The sequence below is a fragment of the Mycoplasma sp. 1654_15 genome (genome assembly GCF_012516495.1).
GTDB lineage: Bacteria > Bacillota_I > Bacilli_A > Mycoplasmatales > Metamycoplasmataceae > Mesomycoplasma.
Map to the genome: position 1 here is coordinate 353,749 of NZ_CP051214.1, position 10,755 is coordinate 364,503.

At 27.7% G+C, this 10,755-nt stretch carries 13 protein-coding genes and 9 tRNA genes; 20 read left to right on the forward strand and 2 right to left on the reverse strand.

What is annotated here, in order from left to right; genetic code table 4:
- The first annotated feature begins 88 nt into the window (after window positions 1-88).
- The 4 genes from HF996_RS01555 to HF996_RS04075 all read left to right on the forward strand — a co-directional run bounded on the left by HF996_RS01555 (window position 89) and on the right by HF996_RS04075 (window position 3,363).
- Window positions 89-1,537, forward strand: a complete 1,449-nt coding sequence (locus HF996_RS01555; protein WP_168910327.1) for a hexose phosphate transporter — start codon at window positions 89-91, stop codon at window positions 1,535-1,537.
- A gap of 49 nt (window positions 1,538-1,586) precedes the next feature.
- On the forward strand, window positions 1,587-2,528 hold the full coding sequence (locus HF996_RS01560; RefSeq protein WP_168910328.1) for an L-lactate dehydrogenase: 942 nt from the start codon (window positions 1,587-1,589) through the stop codon (window positions 2,526-2,528).
- 92 nt (window positions 2,529-2,620) lie between these two features.
- A complete protein-coding gene (locus HF996_RS04070; RefSeq protein WP_254427739.1) occupies window positions 2,621-3,097 on the forward strand; it encodes a hypothetical protein in 477 nt (158 codons plus the stop codon).
- 53 nt (window positions 3,098-3,150) lie between these two features.
- Complete coding sequence (locus HF996_RS04075; protein WP_254427740.1) at window positions 3,151-3,363, forward strand: hypothetical protein; 213 nt, start codon at window positions 3,151-3,153, stop codon at window positions 3,361-3,363.
- A gap of 2 nt (window positions 3,364-3,365) precedes the next feature.
- Here HF996_RS04075 and plsY read toward each other — a convergent pair whose 3' ends face one another.
- Window positions 3,366-4,031, reverse strand: a complete 666-nt coding sequence (gene plsY / locus HF996_RS01570; protein ID WP_168910329.1) for a glycerol-3-phosphate 1-O-acyltransferase PlsY — start codon at window positions 4,029-4,031, stop codon at window positions 3,366-3,368.
- 139 nt (window positions 4,032-4,170) lie between these two features.
- On the opposite strand from plsY, the gene HF996_RS01575 reads away from it, so the two are divergent.
- The 15 genes from HF996_RS01575 (at window position 4,171) to rpsT (ending at window position 9,556) form a co-directional block, all read left to right on the forward strand.
- Window positions 4,171-4,247, forward strand: a tRNA-Pro gene (locus HF996_RS01575).
- Between the two features lies 1 nt (window position 4,248).
- Window positions 4,249-4,325, forward strand: a tRNA-Ala gene (locus HF996_RS01580).
- Between the two features lies 1 nt (window position 4,326).
- Window positions 4,327-4,403, forward strand: a tRNA-Met gene (locus tag HF996_RS01585).
- 21 nt (window positions 4,404-4,424) lie between these two features.
- Window positions 4,425-4,501: transfer RNA gene (locus HF996_RS01590), tRNA-Ile, on the forward strand.
- Between the two features lies 1 nt (window position 4,502).
- A tRNA-Ser gene (locus tag HF996_RS01595) sits at window positions 4,503-4,593 on the forward strand.
- A gap of 91 nt (window positions 4,594-4,684) precedes the next feature.
- Window positions 4,685-4,760: transfer RNA gene (locus HF996_RS01600), tRNA-Met, on the forward strand.
- 3 nt (window positions 4,761-4,763) lie between these two features.
- Window positions 4,764-4,839, forward strand: a tRNA-Asp gene (locus HF996_RS01605).
- 3 nt (window positions 4,840-4,842) lie between these two features.
- Window positions 4,843-4,918, forward strand: a tRNA-Phe gene (locus HF996_RS01610).
- Between the two features lie 202 nt (window positions 4,919-5,120).
- Window positions 5,121-5,813, forward strand: coding sequence for a recombination protein O N-terminal domain-containing protein (locus HF996_RS01615; protein WP_168910330.1), 693 nt, complete (start codon window positions 5,121-5,123; stop codon window positions 5,811-5,813).
- 12 nt (window positions 5,814-5,825) lie between these two features.
- On the forward strand, window positions 5,826-6,377 hold the full coding sequence (gene rsmD, locus HF996_RS01620; RefSeq protein WP_168910331.1) for a 16S rRNA (guanine(966)-N(2))-methyltransferase RsmD: 552 nt from the start codon (window positions 5,826-5,828) through the stop codon (window positions 6,375-6,377).
- Window positions 6,378-6,956 carry a guanylate kinase gene (gmk, locus tag HF996_RS01625; protein WP_168910332.1) on the forward strand — a complete coding sequence of 193 codons (579 nt, stop codon included), beginning with the start codon at window positions 6,378-6,380 and terminating at the stop codon, window positions 6,954-6,956. It begins immediately after the preceding gene.
- Complete coding sequence (locus tag HF996_RS01630; protein WP_168910333.1) at window positions 6,956-7,702, forward strand: PP2C family protein-serine/threonine phosphatase; 747 nt, start codon at window positions 6,956-6,958, stop codon at window positions 7,700-7,702. Before gmk ends, HF996_RS01630 begins: the two co-directional genes overlap by 1 nt.
- Window positions 7,703-8,557, forward strand: coding sequence for a ribosome small subunit-dependent GTPase A (gene rsgA, locus HF996_RS01635; RefSeq protein WP_168910334.1), 855 nt, complete (start codon window positions 7,703-7,705; stop codon window positions 8,555-8,557).
- The gene (locus tag HF996_RS01640; RefSeq protein WP_168910335.1) at window positions 8,538-9,194 is read left to right on the forward strand and encodes a ribulose-phosphate 3-epimerase; all 657 of its coding nucleotides are present in this window, start codon (window positions 8,538-8,540) and stop codon (window positions 9,192-9,194) included. Before rsgA ends, HF996_RS01640 begins: the two co-directional genes overlap by 20 nt.
- Before the next feature lie 89 nt (window positions 9,195-9,283).
- Window positions 9,284-9,556 carry a 30S ribosomal protein S20 gene (gene rpsT / locus HF996_RS01645; protein WP_168910336.1) on the forward strand — a complete coding sequence of 91 codons (273 nt, stop codon included), beginning with the start codon at window positions 9,284-9,286 and terminating at the stop codon, window positions 9,554-9,556.
- A 53-nt stretch (window positions 9,557-9,609) separates the two neighbouring features.
- Here rpsT and tsaD read toward each other — a convergent pair whose 3' ends face one another.
- Window positions 9,610-10,602 carry a tRNA (adenosine(37)-N6)-threonylcarbamoyltransferase complex transferase subunit TsaD gene (tsaD, locus tag HF996_RS01650; RefSeq protein WP_168910337.1) on the reverse strand — a complete coding sequence of 331 codons (993 nt, stop codon included), beginning with the start codon at window positions 10,600-10,602 and terminating at the stop codon, window positions 9,610-9,612.
- Between the two features lie 56 nt (window positions 10,603-10,658).
- On the opposite strand from tsaD, the gene HF996_RS01655 reads away from it, so the two are divergent.
- Window positions 10,659-10,749, forward strand: a tRNA-Ser gene (locus HF996_RS01655).
- Window positions 10,750-10,755: the final 6 nt, after the last annotated feature.

The window sequence follows — 10,755 nt, forward strand, 5'->3', positions numbered from 1 at the left end:
AATTTCAAGATTTTGTCTTGAAACTTTTTATTTTCTTGATTTTTAATTTATAATTAAATAGTTATATATTAAAAGAAAGGAGATTAAAATGAGCTTCGATATTAGAAAATATTTAGTGCCGGAAAAAATCAAAGAAAAACCACTAACATTTTCAGTAGGAATTATTTTATGGTTCCTGTTAGTATTTTCATATTTACTTTTCGTTGTTGACTGAGGTTTAGCTTTTGGTCTAAATGGAGCAGCAGGTGAAAACGGATATGGAACTTTGGGATACTACTTTCCAAAAGAAGGAGTAGATGACATCACTAAGCAAGGGACTAACTTTGGAATTACAATAGGAAGAGCCATAGGTTCAGTTGCTGTAGGTTGAGCAATTGCAAAATTTACACATAAATATGCAGTTATTTTAGCGCTTGGATTTATGCTTTTTGGAATTGCTGCACCTTATTCACCAACATATGCTGGTTTTGTTATTATGAGAGCTTTACTAGCTATTGGAGGTACAACAATGATTGTTTTAGTGCAACCTATTGTGTCTGCATACTTCAACAATCGTCAAAAAGCAGTTATTTCACAATTTACACCTTGATTTTATCCAATAGGTACAATTATTACACTAGCACCATTTGCAGTTGATACTTCAGTTTCAAAAGCAGTTAGTGCACATTGACAAGAAATCTACTTAGGATTTGGTTTAGTAACTTTAATTCCATTATTGGGTTATATATTATTAGGTTCTAGATTCGATATTTATCCTTCAACAATTAGAAAGGAAAAAGAAGCACAATTAACAAATCCAGATCAAGAAAAATTATCAATTTGAAGATTCATAAAACAAAAAGATACTTGAATTTGAACATTATTGTATGGATGTTGATTAATTGCTGTTGTTTTCCCTTCCAGTTTTTCAAAAACTCTATTTGCTGGAATGTCAAACAATATTTATGCATTAGACACTGAAATCAAAGGCCAATTTAATCCAATAATCAATGTATTTTTAATTATATTTTTATGTGGAATGTTTGCAGGTCCATTCACTGTTGGACTTTGATCTAAATATAAACTAAAAAGAAAACACTTTATTGCATTAATTTTAGGTTTAGGAGTTTTATTTTACGTTTTAGCAACTATAGTATTTTTATACATGGTTGTTCCATCTAACTTAAATGCTGAACAAACAACATTAAAAATGGGTGGATTAGGTAATGGTACTTGATTATTTTATATTTTAGGATTCTTGATGGGAGTAATGCTTTGAGGAATTCAAGGTGTTATATTAAATCTACCTCACGAATACAAAGGTTCAAATCCTAAAAAAGTTGGATACCAATTTGGACTTATTTGAGGATTAGGTTATGCCTTTTTCTCAATAGCAACAGTTATTGTAGCTGGAATCCAATCAAAATCAACAGAAGGTGCTTACGCAGTATTTATTATTTTCGCAGCACTTTCAGTCTTAGGAATTCTTATTTCAAAAGAACCAAATTCATCATACAAACTTTGACCTTCTCAAGGTCTTGAAAAAGTTAATAAATAACTTAAAAACACTATAAAAAAGAAGAAAAAAAGAAAAAAAGAGGTACAAAATGAAAGCAACAAAAATAGTTTTAATTGGAGCAGGTAACGTAGGAAACTCCTTTTTATATTCAGCAATGAATCAAGGATTAGCTTCAGAATATGGAATTATTGATTTAAATAATGACTTCCGTGATGGAAATGTTTTAGATTTTGAAGATGTTATTGCATCATCAGTAAGACCTTTTAAAGTTTTTTCAGCAGAATATGAAGACTTAAAAGATGCAGATTTTATAGTTATTACAGCTGGTAGACCTCAAAAACCAGGTGAAACTAGATTAGAACTAATCAAAGACAACATCAGAATCATTAGAGAAATCGGAAGAAAAGTAAAAGAAAGTGGATTTAGAGGAATTACAGTAATTGCTTCAAATCCAGTTGATATTATTACTAGAGCTTACCGTGATGAAACAGGTTTTGATCATGCTAAAGTTATCGGATCTGGTACAATCTTAGATACAAGAAGATTACAATTTGAAATAGCCAAAAGAGCAAGAGTTTCTACAGAATCAGTTCAAGCATATGTAATGGGAGAACATGGAGATAGCTCATTTGTTGCTTTTTCAGCAGCTAAGATTGCTGGAGAATGCCTATGCAGATTTTCAAAAACAACAGGAATTACAAAAGAAAATTATGAACAAGAACTTGAATATCCTGTGTCAAGAAAAGCTTATGAAATTATTAACAGAAAAAGAGCAACATTCTACGGTATTGGTGCTGCTTTAGCTTCAATTATTAGAAATATTATTCAAGATTCACGTAAAATTATGATCGTAGGAGCAAACTTACATGGAGAATACGGATTTTTCGATGTAAACGTTGGTGTTCCAGCAATAATTGGAAGAAATGGAATTGAACAAGTTATTGAAATTTCTTTAAATGCAAAAGAAAGAGAAAAATTTGCTAAATCAGTTCAAATCATTGATTCTATGTACAAAGAAGCAGAAGAATAATAATAGTTTAAAAATTTAGTAAAAAGCAAGAGAATTTCTCTTGCTTTTTTTGTTTTTTTCTTCATTTTACTATACAATTTTAAATTAATATTATGGATACAAAAACTAATTCAAAAACTTTATACAATGCATATTTAGATAATTTTTTAGAACCTATTAAACCAAAATCACATCAAAAATTTATTGCATTTAGCTGAAAATGAAAAGAAGATTTTTGATACAGTTTTATTATTCGTAAATTAGACTTAGAATTTGATTTAAATAATCCAAATCTCTTTTATTTAAACTCTAAAATTCAAGATAATATAAAAATCGATTCTGTAATAGATCTTGGAAATTTATATGTTTTTAAAGAAAATGATATAAAAATTATTCAAAATAAAATTTTGAACAAAGATTTTTTAAATATTAAATTACAATCAAAATTTTTTAATTTTGCTAAAAAAGTAATTAATACTCAAAAAATAAATATTTTCAGCGTCTTTTATGATACAACTAACTCTCTGTTTCAAACTAAAATTTTACAATTAGCCAATGAACATAATGAATTTTGATTCAATAATAGATAAAAGCAAACATCAAAAAATCTATATTTTCTAAAAATAAAGTTTTTGAAGAGTCCTTGTTATTATTTACAAAGGAAGAAAAAATTAAACAAAATATCTTGCAAAAACACAAACAACAAGCACAAATCATTATTAAACAATTTCTAAAAACTTTAGACAGCTTAGATTACGAAATTCGCTACAAAAATCAAGCAAACAAACACTGAAATAATAAACAAATTAAATTAATTACTAAAGCTAAACAAATTAGTAGTTTAAAACAAAAATAGTTCTACTTTTTAAATTGTAATTTTCTTTCTGTTTTGTTAATTAATCTTACAATATTTTCCTTGTGTGCTATTACTACAAAAATATCACCAATTAATAAAAATAAAGGATTTAATCAGTAATATTCTTCTAAATCAAAGGTAAAAAAAGCAAGTTGCCCTAAAGAAAATCAAGGTATAAATGATAAACAAACCAAAATAAAAGGAGCAACAATAGAAGAAAGAGAAACATACTTAGTAGTTAATAATATTACAAAAAAAATTACAAAACCAATTAATACAATTACTAAATTAAAAGCAAAAAAAGCACCTAAAAGACAAGCTGCTCCTTTTCCACCTTTAAGCCTAAAATAAAGTGGTCAAATATGTCCAACAATCACTCCTAAAGCCATTACTAATGGAACCACAAAAATAAATAATTCAACATTTTTCTGTAAAACAGAAACTATTATTGTAGGTATAGCAGATTTTAAAACATCTAAGATTAAAGTTATAATTGCAATTTTTTTTCCATAAATTCTCAACATATTAGTAGAACCAGCATTTTTAGAACCAACTTCACGAATATCTTTTTTCTTAAATAATTTAGAAATTAAAATCGAAAAATTTACTGATCCAATCAAGTATCCAACTATAAAAATAACTATATTAAAAAGAATTAATAAATTCATAATTTGTAATTTTATAAAAATAATTTATAATTTATAAGAAACAGTTGTCAAACTAAGTAAAAATAACTTAATTTACAAAAATATTTTGCATTTTTGAAAATTAATGTATAATTTTATTACTTCAAAACTTTTAGAAGTTGGAGAAGTAGCTCAGTTTGGTAGAGCGCTACGTTTGGGACGTAGTGGTCGCAGGTTCAAATCCTGTCTTCTTCACCATGGGGGGGTAGCTCATTTGGCTAGAGCGCCTGCCTTGCACGCAGGAGGTAGAGGGTTCGACTCCCTTCCTCTCCACCATGGCTCTGTAGCTCAGTTGGTTAGAGCGTTCGGTTCATACCCGAAAGGTCAAGAGTTCGAATCTCTTCGGAGCCACCATATATTTAGACATACCGATTTGGACCTATAGCTCAGTTGGTTAGAGCAACCGGCTCATAACCGGTCGGTCACTGGTTCGAGTCCAGTTGGGTCCACCATGGGCAATTACCCAAGAGGCTGAAGGGACTAGTCTTGAAAACTGGCAGGGGTGTTAAAGCCCGCGGGGGTTCGAATCCCTCATTGCCCGCCATATATTACGAAGAAGTATAAAACTTTTAGTAGTCAAAAAAATTTTTATTTTAATGTAACTTATGCTATAATATGCTTACATTAAAACACATAGCGGAGTAGAGCAGTTGGAAGCTCGTTGGGCTCATAACCCAAAGGTCATAGGTTCGAATCCTGTCTCCGCAACCAAAAGGTTCAGTGGTAAAGTGGTTAATACGTCTCCCTGTCACGGAGAAGATCGCGGGTTCGATCCCCGTCTGGACCGCCATATGGCTCTGTAGCTCAGTAGGTAGAGCAACGGTTTGAAGCACCGTGTGTCACTGGTTCGATTCCTGTCGGAGCCACCATATATTCTTAATAAGAATATCGATTCTTACAGTTTTTAATAAATTGCTTTTTAAATAAAGCATTTTTATTTAAAAATTAAAGAAACTTTTTGTTTAGAAAGTGAAAATACATAATTTAACTCACTACAAATAGTTTCTGCACCCCTAGAATTGTTAAGTTTAATTAATAATTCTAGGGTTTTTTACACTTTATAAGCAAATTATGTCAGCAGAAGTAATCCAAGGTCTTATTTTACAAGTTTATGATTTTCAAGAAAACGATTTAATAGTCAAAACCATTACAAATAAAAGTATTTTTTCTTTTATTGCATTAGGAACAAGAAAATCAGAATCAAAAAACAAATTTGGAATTTTTGAATCTAGTATTTCAGAGCTGGAAGTTTTTTTATCAAGGTTAAATAACAAGTTATCAAAACTCAAAAAAGCAAATTCAGAACTGAGTTTAAATTTAAATAACTCAAAAATCCTTGAATTTTGAAGATTTATTTCTTTTTTTCTTAATAAATTAGACAAAACTAGTAATTATTTTTTTGAAAATATTAAACTCTCATGAAAAATAGTTAATGAACATAATTATCTTCATATTATCGTCTTTTTACTTGCTAATCATCTAGTTTTACAAGGTTATTTTATAAGTTTTAATAAATGTATTAAATGTTTAAAAAATAAAAATTTAATTTACTTTGATTTTTCACAAGGCGGAATGTTGTGTAAAACTCACTATAAAAATAATAAATTTCAAAATATTTCCTTGTTAAAATCATATTATTTTTTAAGTTTAAATGTTGATCAGTATTTAAAATTTGTAAGTACAACAAATAATTTTTTAATTTACCAAGAATTAAAGCTTTTTATAGAAACTAACCTTTATGTTTTTCCTAAAAATTTGTTATAATTTCTAAAATTTATGATAAGAATTATTGCAGGAAAGTACAAAAACTTATTAATTAAAAATCCAGATTTTAACATTGTAAGACCTATGTCAGATCGCACAAGAGAGGCGATTTTTTCATCTTTGCAATTTTTTATTCCAGGTAAAAGAGTTTTAGATTTATTTTCTGGAACTGGCGCTATTGGAATTGAAGCATTGTCTAGAGGTGCTAAAGAAGTTATAGCTTCTGAACTTAATAAAAAAGTTTTCGAAAATATTGAAGAATTAAAAAACAAATACAAAATAGAAAATTATTTTATTCAAAGAAAAAGTGCTTTAGTATTACTAGATGAAGTAAAAAATCAAAAATTTTCAGTCATCTTTTTAGATCCACCACACGCTGAAATTGAAGTAACTAAGCAATCATTTTCAAAAATTTACGAGTATAAAATACTTGAAAAAGAAGGATTTTTAATTTATAAAACTAACTTAGATAATAAACTAATTCCTGATAATTTTAAAATTTTAAAAGAAAAAAAATATGCAAGAAACACAGTATATTTTTTACAGTATAAAAATGAGGAATAAATGGCAAAATTAATAGTATTAACCGGACCATCAGGAGTTGGCAAAGGAAGTATAGAAGAAATTCTTTTTCAAAATCCTAAGTTAAAAATTAAACTTTCTATCTCTGCAACTACTAGAGAAAAAAGAGTAAATGAAGAATATGGCAAGAATTATTACTTTATTTCTAAAGACGAATTTAAAACAAAAATAGAAAATAATGAATTTTTAGAATGAAACAAACACTTTAACAATTACTATGGAACACTAAAATCTGAAGTTGATAACATAATATCTCAAGGTTTTAACCCAATTTTAGAGATAGAAACTGTAGGTGCACTCAACATTATGAAAATGTACCAAGAAGCTAACAAAACTAATGAACTTATTACTATTTTTGTAGCTCCACCAACTTTTGAAGATCTCAAAAAACGTGTAATCAACAGACAAACTGACTCAGAAGAACAAATTAAATTAAGAATTCAAAAAGCTTTAGAAGAATTAAATGAACAAGATAAATTTCAATACATAGTAATTAACAAAGATTTAAAACAAGCTGCAAAAGAAGTAGAAGAAATTATTATAAAAGAAGACAAGAACTAATGAAATATTCAATATTAACAGAAACCGGTTTAAGAGAAAACAACCAAGACTCAGTTTTAGTAGTAGAAAATAAAGACTTTTTATTAGCTATAGTTTGTGATGGACTTGGAGGACATTTTGCAGGAGAAGTAGCTTCTTCAACTGTTACAAAAACCTTCAAAACACATTTTAATAATAAAAATTTTCCGAAGTTTTGAGAAAAAGTTTCAATTTATGATTGATACTTAACAACTATCTCCGCTGCTAGAGACAAACTTTCTGAACTTGCTAAAAAAGATGAAAGATATTTAGATACTAAAACAACATTTACTTCAGTTTTTTACTTAAAAAAACTACAAAAAGCTTTTGTTTTAAATGCGGGCGATTCTAGAGTTTATAGCTTTTCAAATAATCAAGAATTTAACCAAATAACTAAAGATCACAACCGTTTAAACTTAATTTATTTAGAAAAAGAAAAATTAACTTTAGAAGAAGCGTTAAAAAACAAAGATTGACATTTAATTTCATCTAGCATCGGACCAACAAGTAAATTCTTTTTAGATATTTTTGAAGTTCCAACACAAGATTTAGATTACTTTTTACTAGCTTCAGATGGAGTATTTAATTTTTTATCAGAGAATGAATTTAAAACAATCTTAAGTTCTAAAAGAGAACTTGATAATGTAGCAATTTCACTTTTAAAAACAGCAACTAAAAATCAATCTGATGATAATTTATCCTTGATTTTAATAGGACTAAACAAGTAAATGAAGGCTCAAGTAACAAGAGTAATTGCAGGTTTTTACGATTTATGAATTCCGGAATCCAACACTTTTTTTAATTTATTAAAATGCAATGGCAATCTTAGAAATAACAAAATGTCTCCACTAGTTGGAGATTTTGTAGACTTTGAACAAGAAGGTTTTATTTATAATATTCATCCAAGAAAAAACTTTTTTATTCGTCCAAAAGTTGCAAATATTGATAAAGCCATTGTATGTATGTCTATAGAAGAACCTAATTTTTCTTCTAGACTTTTAGATAAATTTTTATTAATTGTTGAACAAAAACAAATTCAGCCCATAATTATTATCACAAAAAAAGATTTAAACAATAATTATAAAACCATTTTAAAAGACTATATAGATATGAATTATCCTATATTTTTTGTTGATAATAGCAATTTTTCTTTAGATCAAAAACTTTATAAAATGCTTGAAAATCAACTCATTTTTATTATGGGTCAAACAGGAGTTGGAAAAACAAGTTTTATTAATAATCTAACTAATAATAGCTTCAAAACACAAGCAATTTCTAAAAGCCTTAACAGAGGAAAACATACAACAAGGGTTGTGCAAATAGTCTTTTCAAACAAAATAAAAATTATTGATACACCAGGTTTTTCTTCTTTTGATATAGAAATCAGTAAAAATGACTTACCTAAAGCTTTTTCTCATTTTAGATACCTATCTCAATTTTGTAAATTTAGCTCCTGTTTTCACCATCTTGAACCAGAACAAGATTGCAAAGTAAAACAAGAATTAAAAAACAAGCAAATTCCTCAATCTCGCTACGAAAATTACATTTATTTTTTAACTCATCATGAAAACAAAACTTATTAGCCCTTCTTTATTAAATGTTTCAAAAAATCAAAGATTAAAAACAAGCAAAACGCTATTTAATTTAGGAATCAAGTGAATTCACTATGATTACATGGATGCAAAATTCGTTCCTAACACTGCAATCCAAGTTTCAGAAATTAAAAAAATACATAAAAAATTTCCAAATCAAATTAGTGATATTCATATAATGGCATACAATCCAGAAGTAATAATGGAACAAATTTTTAACGTTGTAACATATGCAACATTTCACTATGAAGTCTTCGAAAATGCTTCAAAAATAAAGGATTTTATTAAAAAATATAAATCTAAAATTAAAATTGGAATAGCAATAAATCCTAATACTTCTGAAGAGGTTTTATTACCATTTTTAAGTGAAATTGATTTAGTTTTAATTATGTCAGTTTTTCCAGGTAAAGGCGGTCAGTCTTTTATAGAAAGTAGCTATAAAAAGATTGCTAACTTAGCAAAAATCAGACAAGAAAATAACTATAAGTTTTTAATCCAAGTTGATGGTGGCATTAAAGATTTTAATGCAAAACAAGTTTTTGATAGTGGAGCAGATGTTATAGTTTCAGGAACCTACTTAGCTGTTAAACCTACAAAACAAAAAATATTAAGCCTTGTAAGAGATTAAAATACTTTTAAAAAATACATTTTATAGTATAATTTTAATACTTTTTGTTTCGACAAAATTTTTATTAATTATATTTTTAAGGAGATTTCATGGCAAATATAAAATCCAAAATCAAAGCGATTGCTTCAAATGAAAAAGCAAGAGTTAGAAATAGTGCAATCAAGTCAAGAGTTAGAACAGCTATTAAAAAAGCAAAAGTAGCTGCAATGCATAATCAAGAAAATGTAGCAGCTTTAGTAGCAAAAGCTCACAAAGAAATTAACAAAGCAGTTACAAAAGGTGTATTTCACAGAAATAATGCATCTAGAAAAGCTTCAAGACTTGATTTATTTGTTAAAAAACACCAAACAATAAACGCTTAAAAATGTAATTAACATTTAATAATAAAAACTCACTATTTAAAGTGAGTTTTTCTTTATTTTTTAAGTAAATTAATACCTGCATAACCAATCATAGCTGAATTATCTGTACAATATTTTAAAGGGGGAATTTTAGTAATAAATCCTTCATTTTTATAGCTTAAAATCAAATTTCTTAACTCTGAATTAGCAGCAACCCCACCAACTAATGAAATTGTCTTTATATCTTTAAAATCCTTCAAAATATTGTCAATTTTCATCTTTAAATATTTAATTATACTTTTTTGAAAATCTACACTTATCTGAGCAGAATTAACAATTTTTCCTTGATTTTCAAGATTATTTATTCGATTAATTACTTGAGTTTTGATACCACTAAATGAAAGATCGTAAACGTTATCAGTTATAGGAATAGAAAAATATTTTTCTACATTCAAATCAGGATTTTGTTTGTTTAACTTATCAATAACTGGACCTCCTGGAAAACCTAATTTTAATCGTCTTGCAATTTTGTCATAAATTTCACCAAGCGCATCATCTTGAGTTTTACCTATAATTTGAATATCGGTGTCATTTTTAGCATAAAAGAACTGGCTATGTCCTCCAGAAACTAACAAAGCTAAGACAGGGAATTTTATATCTAATTGATTAATATTTTCTTCTTTTTCTTCTATTTCTTCTATAAAAGCAGACCAAAAATGCCCTATTAAATGATTGATAGGCAAAATTGGTTTATTAATTACAAGAGAAATTGCTTTTGCAAAGAGATAACCCAATTGTAGACTACCTAGTAAACCAGGTTCTTTTGTATAAAAAACATAATCTACTTTTGATATATCAAAGACTGCTTTTAACTGATCTAAAATGATGGCTAAATTCTTTGTATGTTCTCTCGAAGCTAGTTCAGGAATAGTTCCTCCATATTTTTGGTGAACATCAATTTGACTAATGCTAAACATAAAAATAACTTTGTATCCTTGCAAAACAGCAATACATGCGTCATCGTGAGATGATTCAATAGCTAAAAAATATTTATTTTGAATTTTCATTATTATTTCCTATAACTTGGTTTTTATTAAATTTATGATAAAATAGTATCTGGTATGGGTCAGTACTCAAGAGGCTGAAGAGGACGCACTGCTAACGCGTTAGGGGTGTGAAAACCCGCGCAGGTTCAAATCCTGTCTGACCCGCCATTTTTT